This is a genomic window from Ginsengibacter hankyongi, from assembly GCF_008710285.1.
GTDB classification, from domain to species: domain Bacteria; phylum Bacteroidota; class Bacteroidia; order Chitinophagales; family Chitinophagaceae; genus Ginsengibacter; species Ginsengibacter hankyongi.
In genome coordinates this window covers 1,465,204-1,484,986 of sequence record NZ_VYQF01000001.1, presented here as the reverse complement: position 1 = coordinate 1,484,986, position 19,783 = coordinate 1,465,204, and the positions used below count along the sequence as shown (strand labels likewise).

Genomic DNA, 19,783 nt, shown 5'->3' with positions numbered 1-19,783 from the left:
ATGCTTATTGATTAAGATATTTTGTGCTTCATTTAATAAAATAAATTTGAGATGGTTGATGTAATTCTTGGCCTGCAATGGGGCGATGAAGGGAAAGGAAAAATTGTAGATTATTTTGCTTCCGGTTACGACGTAATTGCAAGGTTCCAGGGGGGCCCTAACGCAGGGCACACGCTTTATGTTGATGGTAAGAAAATCGTTCTTCATCAAATACCTTCAGGGATTTTTCATGATAATAAAATTAATTTAATAGGCAATGGTGTTGTACTCGACCCGGTTACGCTAAAAAAGGAATGTGATGCAGTTGAGTCGATGGGAATTAACTGCAAGAAAAATCTTTATATAAGTGCAAGAACCCATTTGATATTGCCTTCACATAGGGCGCTTGATAAGGCCAGTGAACTGGCAAAAGGAAATGATAAAATAGGATCTACCCTCAAAGGCATTAGTCCTTCGTATATGGATAAAACAGGTAGAAATGGCCTCCGGGTAGGCGACCTTCTTGATAAAAGTTTTATTTCTCAATACATCAAACTTCGTCTAAAACATCAAAAGTTGTTAGATAACTTTTCCTTTAATGAAGATATTTCAACATGGGAAGAAGAATTCTTTGAAGCGCTTGAATTTTTGAAACAGTTACAAATAGTAAATGGTGAATATTTTGTAAATGACGCAATTCAAAAAGGCAAAAAAATTCTTGCAGAAGGTGCGCAAGGAAGCATGCTTGATATTGACTTTGGAACATTTCCTTATGTAACTTCTTCCAATACAATTACGGCTGGTGTAAGTAGCGGGCTTGGCATAGCGCCACAAAAAATTAAAGAAGTGTTTGGTATTACCAAAGCCTATTGCACGAGAGTGGGAAGCGGACCATTCCCTACGGAACTGGATGATGAAAACGGCGAACTTTTACGAAAAACGGGAATGGAGTACGGGAGCACAACAGGTCGTCCGCGCAGATGCGGGTGGATTGATCTTGTTGCTTTAAATTTTGCATGCATGATAAATGGAGTTACTCAGTTGGTTATGACCAAAGCGGACGTTCTGGATGCTATGGATATTTTGCAGGTTTGTAATAATTATAAAATAAATGGAGAGGAAACTAATCAGGTTCCATTTCAAATGATGAGGTCGAAAGTAGAACCTGTTTATAAAAAGTTTTCAGGATGGAAAACAGATATTACGTCAATAAAAAATTTTAATAACTTGCCACCTGAAATGAGTGCCTATATTAATTATATCAATGAAACATTAGGCGTTCCGGTAAAGTTTATTTCAAACGGACCTGGAAGCGACCAGATTATTGTGGCATCATGATTGTTGCTCTAAAAAAATATTAAATAATTTTTGGCAAATTAAAAATCTAATTGAAATTTTACATAATTAATCCTTTAAGAAAATTATGAAAGCAAAATCTGAGAAGGAAAAAAAATTTCCTGAAAAAAAACCGGCGGCAAGTACTTCTAAGACCACATCAAAGAAAAAGGAGGATGATTTGGACGATGATGATGACGATTTAGTTGATGACGACATACCCGTGAAAAAATCAAAAACTTCTTCATCAAAAAAGAAAGGTACAGATGATGATGACGATGACGACGACGATGTGGAAATTGATGATGATTGGGAAAAAACTGATGACGCAGATGACTTCGATCCTGACTTTGAAGAGTTTGATATACCAAAGTCAAAGATTAAAAAAGCTCCCGGGAAAAAGGGCAAAGCCGACGATGATTTTGACCTTGATGATGACTTTAAAGACCTTGATCTTTTTAATGATGGGGTGGATGATGATGAAGATGATGATTTTTAGCAGCGATATTTATTAACTTTCCCGCTGTTGATCATAATTTTGAAAAGACAATTCTCATCATATTTCATAGAAGATTTATCAACTTTTAAATTTCAAATGCTAAACTTTATAAAGAAGTTTAGCATTTTTTGTTTCTTAGACAATAACGATTATAACTTTCATAAATCGTACGAATGTATTGCAGGAGTCGGCATGTTGCGCTCTTTGGTTTCTAACGGTATTAATAGTTTAAAAGATTTTGATCGAATTAAAAGGGATTCCGATGATTGGATTTTTGGCCACGTCGCTTACGATGTAAAAAATGAAATTGAAAATCTTCAATCCTCAAATCCGGACAGTATTGGTTTTCCTGGCTTCCTTTTCTTTGTTCCCGAAATTGTATTTATTTTGTCCGGAAATGAAATAAGAATAGGAGTTTATAGTTCACTAAATGCGCAGGAAATTTTTGAGGAAATTATCTCATCGGAACCTGTAAAAATTATCGATTACCCCTCTCCGTTATTAAAGTCGAGGTTTACTAAAATAGAATATATAGAAACCGTTGAAAAGTTACAGCGACATATATTAAGAGGTGATTGCTATGAAATAAATTTTTGCCAGGAATTTTACGCGGATGATATAATGATTGATCCGCTTTCAGTTTACAGAAAATTAAATACACTATCGCCAAATCCTTTTTCAGCTTTTTATAAGTACCACGATAAATATCTCATTTGCTCCAGCCCGGAGCGGTTTCTAAAGAAAACAGGAGCTACAATTATTGCCCAGCCTATAAAAGGTACTGGGAAACGTATTATGAATGATTCGAAGGTTGATCAACAACGCAAAGATGATTTGCTAAATAGTGATAAAGAGCGTTCGGAGAACATAATGATTGTAGACCTTGTTAGGAACGACCTTGCCAAAATATGTACTCAAGGTTCGGTAGTGGTGAGTGAATTCCTGGCTATTTATTCATTTCCACAAGTACATCAAATGATCTCTACCATTACCGGAAATGTAAAAGAAAATATTTCATTAGCCGATATTTTTTACGCAACGTTTCCGATGGGATCTATGACAGGGGCTCCTAAAAAAAGAGTAATGGAATTAATTGAAAAATATGAAAGGACAAGCCGGGGTTTGTTCTCAGGCACTGTAGGCTATATAACGCCGGAAGGAGATTTTGATTTTAATGTGGTAATTAGAAGTATCCTTTACAATAAATCAAATTCCTATCTGTCTATTCAGGCGGGTTCGGCTATAACAGCTAAAAGCGAGCCGGAGCATGAATATGAAGAATGTTTATTAAAAATATCCGCTATGAAAAAAGCCCTTGAATAATTGGTTTTTATTTTGATGCTTTCTTCTTATAAATTGTTTTCGTGTCAAAGTTTGCCTCTCCTAACAGGTGTTGCACACATTCATTAAGGATGCCATATTTATTAGTGATAAAAAGAGGCATTTTAGCATTCGGCAATCGCATATTAACGGTGTCCCCGGATGCCATCGTGTTATCAAATCCAGGGTTATAACGATTAAAATCGTTAATATCCATGTCAATATTTTTTGCAATTATTGATGCGATATATCTTCCGGAAACTTTCATACTGTCAGAATTCGCAGATTCTTCTTCTGACATGTCTGGTTTTAAAACACCTCCCACTCCATTTAAACTAGTATAATCGAAATTATTATTTGTTGACGTTTCCATTATAAAATGGGTGGCAATAAACTTCTTTACGTGGTTACGTGATTCTTCCGGAAGGTAATATTGAAGTTTCCAGAAATTACGGCTACCACTTTTATTTATCGCAGTATACACTCTTCCTGGCCCTCCGTTGTAAGCAGCTATCACGAGAAGCCAATCATTAAAATTCTTGTAAAGGCTCAATAAGTATTTGGCAGCGGCATTCGTGCTTTTCGTATAGTCTGTTCGGTCATCAACGTTTTGATTAACTTTCAGGCCATAACCTTCAGCCGTATAGGGCATAAGTTGCCAGGGTCCACGGGCACCGGCAATTGAGAGGGCATTTGATTTTAAATCACTCTCAATAACAGCCAGGTATTTCAATTCCTTTGGCAAACCATATTGAGTAAGAATGCCATCAATTAGATTAAAATAAGGCAGAGCAGTCGCTTTCATATGCTCCAGGTATTTTCCATGAGCCTGCAGGTAATCCTGCATATAAGTCTCCGCGTGGGGATTTACCTGGGCGGTATAAGGAATAGAAGGATTATAAGAATAATTTTTGAACAGATCTTTAAAACCATATTTGGTAACCTGGCTTACATATTTCACCTTTTCCTGTTTAGGAGGAGTAGAAGATTTGATCACTTCATCTATTGCCTTATCTTCTATTTTAATGTTTTCCGGAATTACAGTATCCGCAATATTTTGCCGATAAAATTTATTTCCGGCAAACGAGCAATTTGTAAATGCAATTTGTAAAACAAAAAATAAAATTGATATGATTAAAATCTTCTTCATTATCTAATACCTTTTGTAATTTTTCATAAGCTTATCAGATAGTTCGAGCAAAGTCAATTCATTGTGTTTATTGGTTATAACCTGCAGGCCGAAAGGCATTCCATTAGAATGTTTAAATAATGGCAACGAAATTGCAGGAGTGCCGGTAAGATTCGCATACACCGTGTATATATCGGCGAGGTATATTGCAATTGGATCCTTTTGCATACTTCCTGCTTCAAATGCAGTTGAAGGTACTGTTGGCATTATTAAAGCATCAAAACTTTTGAAAATTTCTTCTGTCTGGTTTACAAGTAACCTTCTTATCTGCTGTGCCTTTGTAAAATAAGCATCATAATAACCTTCACTTAAAACAAAAGTGCCAAGCATGATGCGCCTTTTTACTTCTTTGCCAAAACCTTCACTTCGTGTTTTCTTATAAAATTGCGCAAGGTCTTCAGCATCATTTTGATGGCGAAAACCATACCTCACTCCATCATAACGTGACAGGTTACTCGAAGCTTCTGCGGTGGTGAGTACATAATAAGCAGGCACAATAAAATCTATAAGATCGAAATCAATTTCCTCTATTTCATTACCATCTTCCCTTAGTTGTTCTGCCAAATCATAAATATTTTTTTTTATTTCCTGGTCTAAGCTTCTATGCCCCAGTGCATTTTTTAATAAAGCAATCTTATATTTTTTTGGTTGATGAGAGATTTGAAATTCCTTTTGTTTTTGCTGGTTTACAGTGCTGTCATATTCATCAGGGCCATTAATAACTTCCAAAACTATTGCTGCATCTTCTACATTATTTGAAAAAATTCCAACCTGGTCAAAAGAAGAAGCGTAGGCTATGAGCCCATTTCTGGATATACAACCATAAGATGGCTTAATTCCCGTTATTCCGCAGAAATCGGCAGGTTGCCTCACTGAACCACCCGTATCGCTCCCAAGGCTAACCATGCAAAGGCCAGCTTGCACCGCTACGGCAGAACCTCCGGAGGAACCACCGGGAACTTTACTTTTATCCAAAGCGTTTAAAACCCGTCCATACACTGAATTTTCATTGGTACTTCCCATCGCAAATTCATCGCAATTACAACTACCGATAATAATTGCATCTTCTTTTAATAAGTTTTCTACAACAGTTGAATTATAAACTGAAACAAAGTTTTTTAAGATGCCGGAGGAGGCAGTTACTGTATGATCTTTATAGCAGATAACATCTTTTATTGCTATTATAACGCCGTGCAGCTTGCCACAAGGCTTCCCGCTTATCCTTTTTTCATCAAGATGTTTTGCCCTTTCAATACTTTCTGATGCATACACTTCCACAAATGCATTGAGCTTCCCGGTTATATTAATTTTTTCAAGATAATAATTAGTTGCTTCGAGGCAGGTCGTTTCGCCTTTGAAAACTTGATCCTGGTAAATGGATATGGTACTATATGAAAACAAGGAATGTAATTTATTAAAAACGGCTAAGGCGTAGTTGTTTTAAAAACGCAACCACACCTGAGCCGTAAAAATCTATTCTGTAATTTGTTTCTTAAGAGGCCTTGGTTTCTCTTACAACTTCCTGACGCGAAACGTCCTGCCTTTGAACCGGTGGAGGAGTGTTATCCTTTTCACGCATTCCGGCATCAATTTCATTCTTAACGTGTTCTTTGGCGTCATTGAATTCTCTAACGCCTTTTCCGATTCCTCTCATAAGATCCGGAATTTTTTTACCTCCGAAAAAAAGCAGTACCACAAGAAGAATTAAAATCCACTCAGATCCACCAGGCATGGATAGTAACAATACAGGTTTTAATAAGTTAATTGTCATTTGTTAAATAATTAGAGAATCAAAGATACATTAATAATAACAATGTGAAATAAGCAAATCTTATTTCAAATTTGTTTAACAGTTAAATTATAATTTATTTAATGTAGCGGCCACATTTTGCTTTTCCATTTGCAGCTTCATAAGGAGAAATGCCACGTGCGCAGGAAGCAAATATTACAGAAAGGACAACAGCGATAATACAAACTTTTTTCATTTCAATAAATAATAGTGAGGTACAGGTTATATCATTCACAAGTTTAAAGGAATGCAAGTATATAAAATAAAAAACCGGGAAACAATGTTTTCCCGGTTTTATTAAAAAAATTTATAATTATTTCATCCTTTTTTCCTGGATACGGGCACTTTTACCACTTCTTTCACGAAGATAATACAGTTTGGAACGGCGCACCTTACCTATTTTGTGTAATTTAATACTATCGATATTGGGAGAAAAAAGCGGAAACAAACGTTCAACTCCAACGCCATCACTTATTTTTCTTACTGTGAAAGTAGCTGTACCGCCTTCGCCCTGGCGCTTAATCACATCGCCTTTGAAGCTTTGGATGCGCTCTTTATTACCTTCCTGAATTTTATAGTTCACGGTAATATTATCACCAGCCTTAAATTGCGGAAGTTCTTTTTTCTGAGTTAATTGTTCGTGTATAAATGCTATTGCATTCATGGCTTTTTATTTTAGGAGTGCGAAGGTAAGTGAATTTTTTTATTTGGATAACGATTTTCCTGATAAAATCAATTTGAGCTAAAAATCTAAAACAGGGGAAACTAATAAGTTAATTGTTAAGCTTTACCTCGCCACATTTACTGCCCTTTTTTCCCTGATTACTGTAACCTTTATTTGTCCGGGATACGTCATTTCGGTCTGTATTTTCTGGGCTATTTCAAAACTTAACTTGTCGCTTTCTCCGTCGCTTACTTTATCTGCTTCAACAATAACCCTAAGTTCACGCCCTGCTTGTATTGCGTAAGCCTTTTCAACTCCCTGATAAGCAAGAGCCAGGTTTTCAAGATCTTTTATGCGCTGAAGATACTGTTGCATAATTTCGCGCCTTGCACCCGGCCTTGCGCCACTCATTGAGTCACAGGCCTGAACTACCGGCGAAATAACATATTGCATTTCCACTTCATCGTGATGGGCGCCAATAGCATTGCATACTGCAGGATTTTCGCCATATTTCTCGGCCAGTTTCATTCCAAGAAGTGCGTGACTTAGTTCAGTTTCATCATCCGGAACTTTACCTATATCATGTAATAAACCTGCACGTTTAGCCAACTTAACATTCATGCCTAATTCTGCTGCCATTACGCCACAAAGATTAGCTACCTCACGGCTGTGCATTAATAAGTTCTGACCGTAGGAAGAACGGAATCGCATTTTGCCAACAATTCTTACTAATTCTTTATGGAGGCCATGGATACCAAGTTCAATCACAGTTCTTTCGCCAATTTCGATAATTTGTTCTTCCAGTTGCTTTCTTGTTTTTTCAACAACCTCTTCGATGCGGGCAGGATGAATACGCCCATCTGCAACTAAGCGTTGAAGTGATAAGCGGGCAATTTCACGACGCAAAGGATCAAATGAAGAAAGTATAATCGCCTCAGGTGTATCATCAACTATCAAATCAACTCCTGTAGCGGCTTCTATCGCCCTGATGTTTCTACCTTCGCGACCAATTATAGAGCCTTTTATTTCATCGCTTTCAAGATTAAAAACCGTAATAGCGTTTTCAATTGCTTGTTCTGCAGCCGTACGTTGAATGGTTTGAATAATAATTTTGCGGGCCTCTTTATTAGCTCGCAGCCTTGCGTCATCTACTATTTCCTGTTGAATAATAAGCGCCTGGGAATTTGCCTCCTGGCGTAATGTATCTATGAGTTGCGCTTTGGCATCCTCGGCGGAAAGCTCTGCAACTTTCTCGAGGCGACGAATATGCTCTTCCTGGTGTTTTTCCAGTTCGGTTCGTTTAATATTCACTACCTCAATCTGCCGGTTGAGCGTTTCTTTTATTGCCTCATTTTCTTTAATGATGCGTTCAACGTTCTGGTCTTTTTGATTAATAGCCTGCTCTTTCTGTTTAATACGGTTTTCAGCGTCACTAATTTTTTGATTCCGCTGAAAAACCTCTTTGTCATGTTCTGACTTTAGCTGTACAAACCTTTCTTTGGCTTCCAGTTGCTTTTCTTTCTTAATGGTCTCAGCCTGAATTTGAGCGTCGGAAATAATTTTTTGAGCTTGTTGTTCTGCAGTTTCTACTTGTTTTTTTGTGTTTTTGGCAAATAAAATTTTACCCAGAACGATGCCCACAATTAAAGCGATAGCACCAATTATTATTGGGAGTAGTTGTTCCATTGTTTTTTAATGATTTTTTAATGCGTTTCATAATCGTTTGTCCTCTTCCTGTGCCTATTTCATAATGAGAAATGTGCGAATAGACGAAGATAGCAAAATTGTGCGGAAAAAGTATTGACGCGAGCCTGGAAGAAATATTCTAAAACGTACAAAGTACCTTAGTATTCATTTGTTTAACCGTGCTTTATAAACATTGGTACATTTATATAACCACATCAAGTTGTTTATTTATCTTCTCAAGGGTTTCGATAAATTCTTTATTTGTAGCATCGCTGCCTGAGGCAGACTGTGGCTGTGTTGCATACCAAATCAAAACCATCGAAATATAATCCTGCATGTCTTTTCCTGCAAACTGAGTGCGGAATTCCATTATTTTATCATTGATAATTTTCAATGTTTTTCTTACCACCTCTTCATCTGAAGGAAGTACTTTAATACGATAGATTCTGTCACCAATCACAATATTAGCCGGAATAAGTTCTGCTGCCATATTAGTTATTTAGCATTGCCATGCATTTATCAAGATCTTTTATGTACTGATTGATTTTTTTCTCAATGTCATGTTTTTCTTTGTCGTTTAATTTTCCTGCGGAAGCTTTAAGAATACCAGTTTGTATTTCAAGAGAATTTATTTTTTCTAGATATTCTTTTTCATTTTTCCGAAAGGTTTCAATTTCGTTACTGAGGTTTAAATTCTCTTTTTGAAGTGCAGCATATTTTTTTAGCAGTAGCTGCACCTTGGCGTTGATAGAATTAATATGTTCTTCAATTGCACTCATTAGCTATTTCTTCTTATTTCTGCTTCCATATTTTTTTCTATTGAATTGATGATCTTATTCATCATAGCATCCGTTTCATTATCTGTTAATGTTTTTTCTTTATCAGAAAATGTAAAACTAATAGCCATAGACTTTTTGTTTGCCCCTAACTTTTCACTTTCGAATACATCAAACAATTTAAACTCTTTCAGTTTGGAAATCTTTAATGTTTTTATTGATTCCTCAAGCGCTTGATAAGAAGCTGATTTATCAACTATAATTGAAAGATCCCTTTGTACCTGTGGAAACTTAGGAATTTCTTCAAAAGATATTTGGTTTACTTTTATTGTTGACAGTAATTGCTGCCAATTTAAATACAAATAAAATACAGGTTGCTTTATCGAAAATTTTTCCAGGACGCTATTTTTTATGCTTCCCATTTTTGCAATTGAATTTGTTTTAATTGCAGCCATGATACAATCATTCAAGAAATCATCATGACTGTTTGAAAACTTATATTCAGTTACTCCTGCCAATTTGAAAATAATTTCACAAACACCTTTCGCAAAATAGATGCCTGTTTTTTCACCTTTATTTTTCCAGTCGTTTTCTTTTTTGTTTCCGGTAAAATAAATAGCGAGGCTTTCGGTTTCAACATACTTTTCCTGCTCGGTCTTAGCATATATTTTTCCAAATTCAAAAAATAGTAAGTCGGCATTTTTCCTGTTGATGTTGTATGCGATACTTTCCAACCCTGTTGGCATCATTGAGGGACGCATAACATTCAGTTCTTCGCTTAGACTGTTTATAATTATCACAGTTTTTGACAGCACCTGTTCATCGAAATATTTGCTGTTTGTAATTGAGTTAGTAAAAATTTCAGAAAACCCGTTTCCTGTTAGCCACCCTGCTATTTTTTCTTTTAAAGATGCTTCATCAGCGCCGGTTTCAATTGCAGGAGCCATTTTAATAGTTGCAGGAATTTCTATATTATCTAGCCCGTCTATACGCATAATTTCTTCGATAACATCAGCGGGAAGTGTTATATCGGGATTGCTAAATGGCGCTGCTATTCTTATTTCGTCTATACCTTCTTTTAGTATTGAAAAATTTAAACTCTTTAAAATATTTTTTACCGTATCCTGGTGATAGTTTTTGCCACTAATTTTTTTAAGGTAATGATTTTGTAAACTAATCTCGTTTTGTTTTTTAGGAACAGGATATATGTCAATAATTTCTGATGAAATCTTTCCGCCACAAATATCCTTAATGAGCTGTGCCGCTCTTTTCAAAACATTTACGGTATTACTTATATCAACTCCTTTCTCAAACCGTGTGGCCGCCTCAGTTCTTAAATTATGCCGGAAAGATGTTTTCCTGATATATGCGGGGTTAAACCATGCACTTTCTAAAAAAATATTTACCGTATTGTTTGTAACTCCGCTTTCCAGTCCCCCAAAAACACCACCAAAGCACATAGGTTCTCCTTCACCGTTACATATCATGATATCTTCCCGGTTAACGGAACGGGTCTTTTCATCCAGCGTAATAAATTTTGTGCCTTCAGGCAGGGTTTTTACAATTATTGAATTCCCTTTTATTTCGTCGGCATCAAATGCGTGCAATGGCTGGCCTGTCTCGTGAAGAATGAAATTGGTAATATCTACAATATTATTAATTGGCCGAACGCCAATACTTTTAAGCCTGTTTTGTAACCATGCGGGTGAGGTATTGATCCTAATTCCTGAAATGCTTACGCCGGCATACCTGCTGCACCCTTCCTTATTCTCTATAATAACATTGATTTTTTGGGATGTATTATCATTCTTAAAGTTGGTGTTAAATGGCGAATTTATTTTTATATCGGCCCTGTTGTGATGGCTCAGGTAAGCGCATACATCTTTGGCAACTCCCAGGTGGCTCATAGCATCCATACGGTTAGGCGTCAGGCCTATTTCAAATATCCAATCATTATATGGTTTAAAGAAATCACTTGCTTCGGTTCCTGGTTCAACATCATCAGGCAGTACAATAATCCCCCGGTGGCTTTCGCCAATACCAATTTCATCTTCGGCGCATATCATTCCGTTACTTTCAATTCCCCGTATTTTAGTTTTTTTTATAATTAAGGGTTCTCCATTAATTGGATATAGAGTTGTTCCAGATGGCGCAATAATTACTTTCTGCCCAGCGGCAACATTATTTGCGCCACAAACTATTTGCAGCGTTTCACCTTTACCGTTATTAACGGTTGTGATTTTTAATTTATCAGCATCCGGATGTTTTTCGCAGGTAAGAATTTCCCCTACTACTAAACCTGCCAGTGAACTTTTTATTTCTTCATAATACTCAAGATTTTCCACTTCAAGGCCCACTGATGTTAAAATTTCAGAAACTTTCTGGGGGCTTTTGATCAGTTTTGAAGTTATTTCCTCCGGCAAATAATCCCTGAGCCAACTGTAACTAATTTTCATGTATATATTTAAGAATGATCGTCTTTTTTCTTTCGAAATTCAAAAATAAGAAAGAAGGAGGTAAGAAAACGGCTTATGAATTTTTAAAATGCTTTTGCAGGGCGGGTTCCAGGTAAAAGATGAAATTTTGTTACGAAAAAAAGCAATTTTTGCTACCAGTAATTAGGAAATTTATTTGTAAAATTTGCAAAAATTTGGCATTTCTTTTCTGCACACGGGCGTGTGAATTAAGAGAGCTTTTAAACGGAAAAATAAATTGTTTTGTGGATTACAGCCTTTATTTCGTTGATAACAGAAATTTTTTTGTGAGTTGAATGTTAATTGGTGTGGTATAAAAATTAAGGCTTAACAATTTCTTTAAATAGGTTATTGTACTTTAACTTAGCCGCCCCACTAAAAATTTTAAACTAATTTCATTTATTAATTAACCTTACTAATCAGCACCTTTTTATATAACATGGATCTTACTAACCTTAATAAAGAGAGAAAATCAAGACGAAAAAATGGTTCGTTGGAACTTGGAACAATGATGTTCGGTAAAGTTCCACCACAGGCAAAAGATCTGGAAGAGGCCGTACTTGGCGCTATAATGATTGAAAAAAATGCATTCGATGTTGTAATCGAAATTTTAAAACCTGAATGTTTTTATGTAGAAGCCAATCAGCGTATTTTCAGGGCTATGCAGGGGCTTCAGCAGAAAAATTCGCCAATCGATTTGCTTACGGTGGTGGAGGAATTAAGGTTGAGAGAAGAAATTGACCTTGTTGGTGGTCCTTATTATGTAACAAAACTTACCAACGCTGTAGTATCTTCTGCTAATATTGATGCCCACGCCAGAATCGTTTTGCAAAAATTTATCCAGAGAGAATTAATTCGTATAAGCGGTGAAATTATTGGCGACGCATATGAAGATAGTACTGATGTATTTGATCTCCTGGACGATGCGGAAACAAAGCTTTTTGAAATTACAAATAATCACCTTAGAAAAGATTACGCCAGCATTGATACGGTATTGGTAAAAACTATTCAACGGATAGAAGATTTGCGCACTCGGCAGGATGAAATTACAGGCGTGCCAACCGGCTTCGCTATTCTCGACCACTTAACATATGGCTGGCAACCATCTGACTTAATTATACTTGCAGCACGTCCTTCTGTTGGTAAAACGGCATTTGCGCTTAACCTTGCCCGTAATGCTGCATTGCATCCAACTAAACCAACAGCAGTAGGCTTTTTTTCCCTTGAAATGAGTGCAGGACAATTGGTGCAAAGAATTCTTAGTGCCGAGAGCGAAATATGGCTTGAAAAAATTGCCCGGGGAAGACTTGAAGAACATGAGATGAAGCAACTCTACAAGAAAGGAATTGAAAGGCTTGCCTCTGCGCCAATACATATTGATGATACTGCAGCGCTAAATATTTTTGAATTGCGGGCTAAGTGCCGCCGTTTAAAAAATAAACATAATGTTGGGCTAATTATTATCGATTATTTGCAACTCATGAGTGGGGCGGGGGAAAATAGAAATAGCAACCGTGAGCAGGAAATAAGTAGAATTTCAAGAGATCTTAAGGGACTTGCAAAGGAATTGCAGGTTCCTATTGTCGCCTTAAGTCAATTAAGCCGCGAAGTTGAAAAAAGAAAAGAAGGCAATAAAATGCCGCAATTAAGTGATTTGAGAGAGTCGGGCGCTATTGAACAAGATGCGGATTTAGTAATGTTTTTATACCGGCCGGAATATTACGATATTACTTCAAATGAATTAGGAGAAAGTAATAAGGGCGAAACCCATGTGCGAATTGCAAAACATCGAAACGGGCAACTTGAAACCATAAAACTAAAAGCATTACTGCACATCCAAAAATTTGTTGAAGACGACAGCGATGATTTTAGTAAAAGCCTGCCCCAGGGAGGAAACTGGAAGCCGGTAAAGGATATAGACGGCGACGGAGCAAAATTGTATATACAAAAAGGAAGCAAAATGAATGATGGTGAATTTGATGACGAAACACCATTTTAAGAACAACAATGCTACCCCGGTTTTCAATAATATCTTATTGCGATGGAATTGCCATTTTTTTTTGAAGAAAATCTGCCTGTTGAAGGAAATTTCATATTGAAAGAAGAGACTTCAAAACACATTGTGCAGGTATTGCGTATGCACGAAAATGAAAATCTTCTTATTACTAACGGTAAAGGACAACTGCTTACTGCCACTGTAATAAATGCCAATAAAAAAAATGCCGAAGTACAAATTATAAACAAAGCTGATAGACCAAAACACAGTGCCAGAGTGAGTATAGGAATTTCACTCATAAAAAATACAAATCGTTTTGAATGGTTTTTAGAAAAGGCTACTGAAATCGGCGTATCTGAAATTATTCCACTTATTTGCGAACGCACGGAAAAGCAGCATCTCAGATACGATAGAATGAAGAATATTATTGTAAGTGCAATGTTACAGTCGCAACAGGCTTGGCTACCCGTATTGCATGAACCTGTAAAGTTTAATACGATAATAAATGATACCCGTCATCAAAATAAATTTATTGCACATTGTGTTGATGATGGAAAACAACGTTTCAGTGATAGAGTGGTTTCAAAGGAAGATCAATTAATTTTAATTGGCCCGGAAGGGGATTTTACGGCAGATGAGATTTCGAATGCAATCCAAAATAATTATATCCCCGTTAGCCTTGGAGAAACGAGATTAAGAACAGAGACCGCAGGCATCGTTGCTGCGGTCTTGCTTTTAAATAGATAATTTGTAAGTTGTATTACTCTTGTACAACGAGCCTGAATCCGTTTCCGTGAATATTTACAATTTCAATGCTCGGGTCATTTTTTAAATATTTGCGAAGTTTGGCAATATAAACATCCATGCTACGCCCGTTAAAATAAGTATCACTTCCCCATATTTTTTTAAGAGCTGTTTCCCTGGGTAACAAATCATTTTTATATTCACAGAGCATTTTCAGCAATTCATTTTCTTTTGGCGATAATGTCTGAACATCTTTACCAACGCCTAACTGGCGCAACCTTGGATTAAAATGATATTGTCCCAAATCATACTCTGCATTGGCTTCTTCGCGATGCAATTCTTCGTTACGTTTTAAAATCGCTTTTATCTTATGTAAGAGTACATCACTGTCAAACGGCTTTGTTATATAATCATCTGCTCCAAGTTTATATCCTTTAATAATGTCATCCTTCATCGTTTTTGCAGATAAAAAGAACAAAGGCATATCAGGATCAACATTCCTTATTTCTTCTGCAACTGTAAAGCCATCCATATTTGGCATCATAACATCGAGCAGACATATATCAAACTTTTCACGTTGAAAGGCAGCAAGACCAAGCCTTCCATCTCTTTCCAATACAACATCATAGTCATTAAGTTCAAGGTAATTTTTTAAGACCATTCCAAGATTTGGATCGTCTTCACAAATTAGAATTTTAGGTTTTTTACTCTCCATAATCATTTTTTTATTCTTAATAAAGGTATTTAGTTTTTGTTAAATTGATTTACATAATTTATATACGACTGCTAATTACAGCAAATTGGTTACTTAAAAAGTTAAAACATTCTTATCATTTTCATTTTGAGTTTGTAACTTTCAAAAAAGATTATCAAATGTCAAATAAAGATGCATTTATTACCGCGATTAAAAACGGGTACACGTTTAAAGGGGAAACTATAAAAATTGGTGCGGCTATGCTTGATGGTGAGGTTATACCGGAAGCGGAAATATTTCTGCCACTGAAAACAATGAATCGGCATGGGCTTGTAGCGGGTGCAACAGGTGGTGGAAAGACAAAATCTTTCCAAATGATTGCAGAAGGGTTAAGTGATGCAAGTGTTCCTGTGTTATTGATGGATATTAAGGGAGATCTAAGCGGGATTGCTGCTGCCGGAACCATCAATGATAAAATTACAGCACGTTATCAAAGCTTAAAGATGGAATATAAGCCCTGTACTTTTCCTGTTGACTTACTAACGCTAAGTCAGCAAAAAGGCGTAAGGCTAAGAGCTACAGTTTCTGAATTTGGCCCGGTACTTCTTACTAAAATTTTAGGATTGAACGACACGCAAGGTGGTGTGGTTGCCATGATATTTAAGTATTGCGATGACCATAAACTTCCACTACTAGATTTGAAAGATTTTATTAAAGTGTTGCAATATGTAGGCAACGAAGGAAAAGCAGAATTGCAGGCTACATATGGAAATATTTCAACAACATCTACCGGAACAATTTTACGCAAAGTGATTGAATTGCAACAACAGGGAGCTGATGTTTTTTTTGGAGAGAAAAGTTTTGAAGTAGAAGATTTAATGCGCATTAGCGATGATGGCCGCGGTATGATTAGTGTTTTAAGGGTGACTGATCTTCAGGACAGGCCTAAGTTGTTTTCAACCTTTATGCTGCAAATGCTTGCCGAGCTATATGCCGTTTGCCCTGAAGAAGGTGATCTTGATAAACCCAAGCTCATTATTTTCATTGATGAAGCACATCTTATTTTCCAGGAAGCCAGTAAAGCTTTGCTGGAAGAAATTGATACGATCATTAAGTTGATACGGTCCAAAGGAATAGGAATCTATTTTTGTACGCAGAACCCAATGGATGTACCTGCGAGTGTGCTGGGCCAGTTAGGCTTAAAAATACAACATGCTTTAAGAGCCTTTACGGCAGCGGACAGAACCGTAATAAAACAAACTGCTCAAAATTATCCTGAGACAACTTTTTATAAAACGGAAGACCTGATTACCCAGTTGGGAATTGGTGAAGCGTTAGTTACAATTTTAAATGAAAAAGGAATTCCTACACCCTTGGCGCATGTAATGATGTGTACACCTAGAAGTAGAATGGATGTGCTCACAGACGCGGAAATTGATGGTATAGTGAATCATTCCAAGTTAGTGGCAAAATACAACCAGGTAATTAATACCAGTAGCGCCTACGAAATGCTAACGGCTAAATTACAGCAGGCCGCTGCGAATACCCAGGCTAATGCTACTGCTTCATTGAAACAAGCTAAGCCTGAAGAAAGCACCTTGGAGAAAGTGGCCAATAATACAATAGTAAAAAGCATGATGAGAACAGCCGGGACAACAATTGTCAGAAGTTTATTGGGTTCCCTGGGCCTTGGCGGACGAACCAGAAGCTCATCAAAAAGTTGGTTTTAATTGGAGATTTAAACCCGAGTTGCATAAGAACAAGGTCGCAGGGCCATGCAACCTCCTAACGGTTTATTTAAACGTATTTAAGTAAATCATTTCGTATTGGCCTAGTACTCAACAAAAACTACCATTAAATAAGTTTATAAAGTAGAAACCCTTATTTTTAAAAAATACTCTTAAAAAATCTTGCTTAATAGTATTTTCCATACTATCTTCGTCTCGGTTTTTCATAGGATATTGGATTTTAAAGCGGGACTAGATTTCTATCTGGGTCCCTTTTTTATTTTATAGGGCATCTCTGCGGGGATAAGGCTTCTACCTTTTTTCTCATTAAAGATCATTATCGCAAGCTCGCGTGTTTTTTTGTGAATATTACATTTCAAGAGTAGGATTAGATTTGTACCTCGCTTCTTTTTGTAAATGCTAATTGGGCTTCATTATAATAAAACCATCCCCTGTAATTGATACTATATTTTCTTCCTGCAAAAAATTTAAAACTTTAAGAATTTTATTTTGATTAAAGCCATGCATTTGACGCAGCAATTCTTTTGAGCTCGAAGGTTTCTCTGTGATCGAATTCTTGATTCCCTCTTTTATCTTTTCAAATTCTTCTTTTGAAATCGCGGGATTTTTTTCATGCAGGCAATTGTCGCAAATTCCACAACGCTTCACATCTAAATCATTAAAGTAAGCGGCAAGCATTTTACTTCTGCACGAATGTTGTTCTCTTACATATTTTAAAATAGCTTGTAGCCTTTTTTCAAAGGCGTCTTTTCTTTTTAGAATATTTTGTTGATTGATTATAAGGTCAGATGTATTAACCCTGTTTTGAAGAAATTTTATTTGTGGATTTTCTTTTTGAGGAGTATAATCTATTATACCCATTTTTTTTATTTCAATAAGATCTGCAATAACCTTTTCTTTTTTTAAAGAGATAAATTTTGCAAGCTTGGTTTCATTAACGGGCGATGGATAATCAAATATTCCTTCATAAGACCTGAGAAGCCCTTTTATCACAGGATCGTATTGCGGATATGTTTTTTCAAACAATTCCAACTCCGCCTTTTCCGTTGTAAAAACAACCGTTGATGGTAAAAAAAACTGATCGCTATAACTTATCAATTCTTCCTGCTCCAGAATTTTTAATACATTATTTACGGTGAAGGCATTCAGGTTAAATTTTTTTACAAAGTCATTTATATCAAAGTCAAATGATAAGTCTTCTCCACTTCCTGAAGGCAATTGAAAATAATTAACCAAAGCTGCATATACATTTTTTATGGTAGGTATATCTGGAAATCTTATAGATGATTGTTTTTTTAAATCACTAATTTCCTGTTGGTTAAAAAGTAAGACTGCATACGCCTTTTTGCCGTCTCTTCCAGCCCGTCCGGCTTCTTGGTAATAATTTTCAAGAGCATCGGGCACGTCATAATGAATCACTGTTCTTACGTCTGGTTTATCAATGCCCATTCCGAAAGCATTGGTGCAAGCCATAATGCGTGTTTTATTATTGATCCATTCTTCCTGCCTTATGTTGCGTAAATCATTAGAAAGACCTGCGTGGTAATGGCTTGCCTTTATGCCATTTGTATTAAGCAGTTCTTCAATTTCCCGGGTTCTTCTGCGGGTCTTGCAATAAACAATGCCACTGCCCTTAACCTTTTTTAAGATTTCAATTAATTTATTTTGTTTTGAAGAAGGATTAAAAACACTATACGAAAGATTGCTTCTTTCAAAAGATTGCTGAAACCTGTTGTATTTATTTTTAAAATTAAGTTTGTCGCAAATATCATTCTGCACTTCAATTGTTGCAGACGCTGTAAGCGCTAAAACAGGAACATTTCTTAATGAATCACGTATCGCTGCTATACGAAGATAAGGTGGCCTGAAATCATATCCCCATTGGGAAACGCAATGTGCTTCATCAACCGCAACTAGGTTAATGTTTATTGAAGAAAAATATTCAAGAAATAATTCTGTTTCCAGCCTTTCCGGTGAAACAAATAAAAATTTAAAGTTTCCATATGCCGCATTTTTAAGTGTTTTTACAACTTCTACGTAGCTCATCCCGGAGTAAATTGAAAGCGCCGGAATACCCTTTTGTTTAAGGTTTGCAACCTGGTCTTTCATTAAGGCGATCAGCGGACTTATAACCAAACACAATCCTTCCTTCATCATCGCGGGCACCTGGAAACAAATTGATTTTCCACCACCGGTAGGCATTAATGCAAGTGTATCGTGTCCTGTAAGGATCGAATTAATAATTTCATCCTGCAAAGGCCTGAAAGTATCGTAACCCCAATATCTATTCAAAATTTCAACCGCATTTTCCATACACTATTATAATCTATATTGAGGATTTGTAACTTATTTAATATTATAAAAATACAGTCGAAAATAAAGGAGATTTAAAATTGATTGCATTTTTAAAAAATCGCTCTCTTCTTAAGTATTATTTTTACAAAAATACTTTTGATGGAATTTATTTTTGATCTTAATAATATTCAAACCATTGCAAACAATTTTATTTCTTTATTTGATAAATATAAAATAATAGCATTTAGCGGGGAACTGGGTGCAGGCAAAACCACACTTATTAATGCAATATGCAAACAACTTGGGGTAAATGAAAGCGTTACAAGTCCTACGTACTCTATAATCCAGGAATATTATTCTGACAGCATCATTATTTACCACATGGATCTTTACCGCATTAAAAGTATTGAAGAAGCTATTGAAGCAGGAATAGAAGACTGTTTGCAGAGTAAAAATTTATGCCTGGTTGAATGGCCTGAGAAAGCGATGTCACTATTTCCCGGCGAAACTGTTTATGCATCGTTAAAAACAGTTTCTAATAGCGTTAGAAAATTGATTGTTCAACTTCCCCAATAAAAAATTATTTTTATATTCT

The 19,783-nt window shown here is 36.2% G+C and carries 17 protein-coding genes; 7 read left to right on the top strand and 10 right to left on the bottom strand.

Annotated elements, in window-relative coordinates; genetic code table 11:
• Window positions 1–51: 51 nt before the first annotated feature.
• The 3 genes from FW778_RS06120 to FW778_RS06110 all read left to right on the top strand — a co-directional run bounded on the left by FW778_RS06120 (window position 52) and on the right by FW778_RS06110 (window position 3,136).
• Window positions 52–1,317, top strand: coding sequence for an adenylosuccinate synthase (locus FW778_RS06120; RefSeq protein WP_150413716.1), 1,266 nt, complete (start codon window positions 52–54; stop codon window positions 1,315–1,317).
• A gap of 85 nt (window positions 1,318–1,402) precedes the next feature.
• Window positions 1,403–1,813 carry a hypothetical protein gene (locus tag FW778_RS23025; RefSeq protein WP_202552085.1) on the top strand — a complete coding sequence of 137 codons (411 nt, stop codon included), beginning with the start codon at window positions 1,403–1,405 and terminating at the stop codon, window positions 1,811–1,813.
• A gap of 96 nt (window positions 1,814–1,909) precedes the next feature.
• Entirely contained in the window at window positions 1,910–3,136 is a 1,227-nt protein-coding gene (locus FW778_RS06110; RefSeq protein WP_235906060.1) for an anthranilate synthase component I family protein, read from the top strand.
• Between the two features lie 7 nt (window positions 3,137–3,143).
• Here FW778_RS06110 and FW778_RS06105 read toward each other — a convergent pair whose 3' ends face one another.
• The 8 genes from FW778_RS06105 to pheT form a co-directional block, all read right to left on the bottom strand.
• Window positions 3,144–4,283: a lytic transglycosylase domain-containing protein gene (locus FW778_RS06105; RefSeq protein ID WP_150413713.1), complete on the bottom strand. Its 1,140-nt coding sequence runs from the start codon at window positions 4,281–4,283 to the stop codon at window positions 3,144–3,146.
• Between the two features lie 3 nt (window positions 4,284–4,286).
• Window positions 4,287–5,723: an Asp-tRNA(Asn)/Glu-tRNA(Gln) amidotransferase subunit GatA gene (gatA, locus tag FW778_RS06100; protein WP_150413712.1), complete on the bottom strand. Its 1,437-nt coding sequence runs from the start codon at window positions 5,721–5,723 to the stop codon at window positions 4,287–4,289.
• A 91-nt stretch (window positions 5,724–5,814) separates the two neighbouring features.
• Window positions 5,815–6,093, bottom strand: a complete 279-nt coding sequence (locus FW778_RS06095; RefSeq protein ID WP_150413711.1) for a Sec-independent protein translocase subunit TatA/TatB — start codon at window positions 6,091–6,093, stop codon at window positions 5,815–5,817.
• Window positions 6,094–6,424: 331 nt separating this feature from the next.
• Window positions 6,425–6,775, bottom strand: a complete 351-nt coding sequence (gene rplS, locus FW778_RS06090; RefSeq protein ID WP_150413710.1) for a 50S ribosomal protein L19 — start codon at window positions 6,773–6,775, stop codon at window positions 6,425–6,427.
• 123 nt (window positions 6,776–6,898) lie between these two features.
• Window positions 6,899–8,461, bottom strand: a complete 1,563-nt coding sequence (gene rny, locus FW778_RS06085) for a ribonuclease Y (protein WP_150413709.1) — start codon at window positions 8,459–8,461, stop codon at window positions 6,899–6,901.
• Window positions 8,462–8,663: 202 nt separating this feature from the next.
• Window positions 8,664–8,951, bottom strand: coding sequence for a cell division protein ZapA (locus FW778_RS06080; protein ID WP_150413708.1), 288 nt, complete (start codon window positions 8,949–8,951; stop codon window positions 8,664–8,666).
• A 1-nt stretch (window position 8,952) separates the two neighbouring features.
• The gene (locus FW778_RS06075) at window positions 8,953–9,240 is read right to left on the bottom strand and encodes a hypothetical protein (RefSeq protein WP_150413707.1); all 288 of its coding nucleotides are present in this window, start codon (window positions 9,238–9,240) and stop codon (window positions 8,953–8,955) included.
• Entirely contained in the window at window positions 9,240–11,693 is a 2,454-nt protein-coding gene (gene pheT, locus FW778_RS06070; RefSeq protein ID WP_150413706.1) for a phenylalanine--tRNA ligase subunit beta, read from the bottom strand. The genes FW778_RS06075 and pheT overlap by 1 nt, the downstream gene beginning before the upstream one ends.
• A gap of 457 nt (window positions 11,694–12,150) precedes the next feature.
• Here pheT and dnaB point away from each other — a divergent pair, with 457 nt between their 5' ends.
• The gene (dnaB, locus tag FW778_RS06065; protein ID WP_150413705.1) at window positions 12,151–13,710 is read left to right on the top strand and encodes a replicative DNA helicase; all 1,560 of its coding nucleotides are present in this window, start codon (window positions 12,151–12,153) and stop codon (window positions 13,708–13,710) included.
• A 42-nt stretch (window positions 13,711–13,752) separates the two neighbouring features.
• The gene (locus tag FW778_RS06060; protein ID WP_150413704.1) at window positions 13,753–14,454 is read left to right on the top strand and encodes an RsmE family RNA methyltransferase; all 702 of its coding nucleotides are present in this window, start codon (window positions 13,753–13,755) and stop codon (window positions 14,452–14,454) included.
• Between the two features lie 13 nt (window positions 14,455–14,467).
• On the opposite strand, the gene FW778_RS06055 is transcribed toward FW778_RS06060, so the two are convergent.
• A complete protein-coding gene (locus FW778_RS06055; RefSeq protein ID WP_150413703.1) occupies window positions 14,468–15,166 on the bottom strand; it encodes a response regulator transcription factor in 699 nt (232 codons plus the stop codon).
• 158 nt (window positions 15,167–15,324) lie between these two features.
• Here FW778_RS06055 and FW778_RS06050 point away from each other — a divergent pair, with 158 nt between their 5' ends.
• A complete protein-coding gene (locus FW778_RS06050; RefSeq protein ID WP_150413702.1) occupies window positions 15,325–16,875 on the top strand; it encodes a helicase HerA-like domain-containing protein in 1,551 nt (516 codons plus the stop codon).
• Between the two features lie 417 nt (window positions 16,876–17,292).
• Here FW778_RS06050 and FW778_RS06045 read toward each other — a convergent pair whose 3' ends face one another.
• Window positions 17,293–19,206: a RecQ family ATP-dependent DNA helicase gene (locus tag FW778_RS06045; RefSeq protein WP_150413701.1), complete on the bottom strand. Its 1,914-nt coding sequence runs from the start codon at window positions 19,204–19,206 to the stop codon at window positions 17,293–17,295.
• A 141-nt stretch (window positions 19,207–19,347) separates the two neighbouring features.
• On the opposite strand from FW778_RS06045, the gene tsaE reads away from it, so the two are divergent.
• The gene (tsaE, locus tag FW778_RS06040; protein ID WP_150413700.1) at window positions 19,348–19,764 is read left to right on the top strand and encodes a tRNA (adenosine(37)-N6)-threonylcarbamoyltransferase complex ATPase subunit type 1 TsaE; all 417 of its coding nucleotides are present in this window, start codon (window positions 19,348–19,350) and stop codon (window positions 19,762–19,764) included.
• Window positions 19,765–19,783 lie beyond the last annotated feature (19 nt).

Coding starts and splice junctions, on each gene's coding strand:
- FW778_RS06120 (WP_150413716.1), top strand. CDS start 52: ATGGTTGATGTAATTCTTGGCCTGCAATGGGGCGATGAAGGGAAAGGA.
- FW778_RS23025 (WP_202552085.1), top strand. CDS start 1,403: ATGAAAGCAAAATCTGAGAAGGAAAAAAAATTTCCTGAAAAAAAACCG.
- FW778_RS06110 (WP_235906060.1), top strand. CDS start 1,910: ATGCTAAACTTTATAAAGAAGTTTAGCATTTTTTGTTTCTTAGACAAT.
- FW778_RS06105 (WP_150413713.1), bottom strand. CDS start 4,283: ATGAAGAAGATTTTAATCATATCAATTTTATTTTTTGTTTTACAAATT.
- FW778_RS06095 (WP_150413711.1), bottom strand. CDS start 6,093: ATGACAATTAACTTATTAAAACCTGTATTGTTACTATCCATGCCTGGT.
- rplS (WP_150413710.1), bottom strand. CDS start 6,775: ATGAATGCAATAGCATTTATACACGAACAATTAACTCAGAAAAAAGAA.
- rny (WP_150413709.1), bottom strand. CDS start 8,461: ATGGAACAACTACTCCCAATAATAATTGGTGCTATCGCTTTAATTGTG.
- FW778_RS06080 (WP_150413708.1), bottom strand. CDS start 8,951: ATGGCAGCAGAACTTATTCCGGCTAATATTGTGATTGGTGACAGAATC.
- FW778_RS06075 (WP_150413707.1), bottom strand. CDS start 9,240: ATGAGTGCAATTGAAGAACATATTAATTCTATCAACGCCAAGGTGCAG.
- pheT (WP_150413706.1), bottom strand. CDS start 11,693: ATGAAAATTAGTTACAGTTGGCTCAGGGATTATTTGCCGGAGGAAATA.
- dnaB (WP_150413705.1), top strand. CDS start 12,151: ATGGATCTTACTAACCTTAATAAAGAGAGAAAATCAAGACGAAAAAAT.
- FW778_RS06060 (WP_150413704.1), top strand. CDS start 13,753: ATGGAATTGCCATTTTTTTTTGAAGAAAATCTGCCTGTTGAAGGAAAT.
- FW778_RS06055 (WP_150413703.1), bottom strand. CDS start 15,166: ATGGAGAGTAAAAAACCTAAAATTCTAATTTGTGAAGACGATCCAAAT.
- FW778_RS06050 (WP_150413702.1), top strand. CDS start 15,325: ATGTCAAATAAAGATGCATTTATTACCGCGATTAAAAACGGGTACACG.
- FW778_RS06045 (WP_150413701.1), bottom strand. CDS start 19,206: ATGGAAAATGCGGTTGAAATTTTGAATAGATATTGGGGTTACGATACT.
- tsaE (WP_150413700.1), top strand. CDS start 19,348: ATGGAATTTATTTTTGATCTTAATAATATTCAAACCATTGCAAACAAT.